Origin of the sequence: Micromonospora sp. CPCC 205561 (genome assembly GCF_036906775.1) — a bacterium.
Classification (GTDB): Bacteria; Actinomycetota; Actinomycetes; order Mycobacteriales; family Micromonosporaceae; genus Micromonospora.
The window spans coordinates 1-768 of sequence record NZ_JBAKHV010000130.1; the positions used below are offsets into that span (position 1 = coordinate 1).

The window sequence follows — 768 nt, forward strand, 5'->3', positions numbered from 1 at the left end:
CGTGGACGTGGTCGAGGCGCACGGCACGGGCACGACGCTCGGCGACCCGATCGAGGCGCAGGCGCTGCTCGCCACGTACGGGCAGGGCCGCGAGGGGCCGCTGCTGCTCGGGTCGGTGAAGTCGAACATCGGGCACACCCAGGCCGCCGCCGGCGTCGCCGGTGTGATCAAGATGGTGCTGGCGATGCGCGAGGGCGTGGTCCCCGCGACGCTGCACGTGGACGAGCCGTCCCCGCACATCGACTGGACCTCCGGTGCCGTCGAGCTGGCGGTCGAGTCGCGGCCGTGGCCGGCGGTGGACCGCCCGCGCCGGGCGGCGGTGTCGTCGTTCGGCATCTCCGGCACCAACGCCCACGTGATCATCGAGCTGCCCGAGGACGGGCCCGCGGAGGGCGCGGAGCCCGACGGCGAGGCCGCGACGGGCCGCGGCCCGGGACTCGTGGCCTCCGACGTCGTCGTGTGGACGGTGTCGGGGCGGTCGAAGGGCGCCCTGGCCGGTCAGGCCGCCCGCCTGGCCCGGCGCGTCCGCGAGCACGGCGAGGTGGATCCGGCGGCGGTGGGCTGGTCCCTGGCGACCACCCGGTCGGTGTTCGACCAGCGCGCCGCCGTGATCGGTGCCGGCGTGGAGGAGCTGCTGGCCGGGTTGGACGCCCTGTCCGCCGGCGCGCCGGCGGGGAACCTCGTCACGGGCACGGTCTCCGGGACCGGTGCGGGTGCGGTGTTCGTGTTTCCGGGGCAGGGTGCGCAGTCGGCGCGGATGGCGGCCGG

1 protein-coding gene is annotated in these 768 nt (G+C 76.7%); it reads left to right on the forward strand.

Features of this window, described 5'->3' with window-relative positions; all coding sequences use genetic code 11:
• On the forward strand, positions 1–768 hold a 768-nt coding region (locus V6V16_RS27745), incomplete at both ends, for a ketoacyl-synthetase C-terminal extension domain-containing protein (RefSeq protein WP_334566895.1).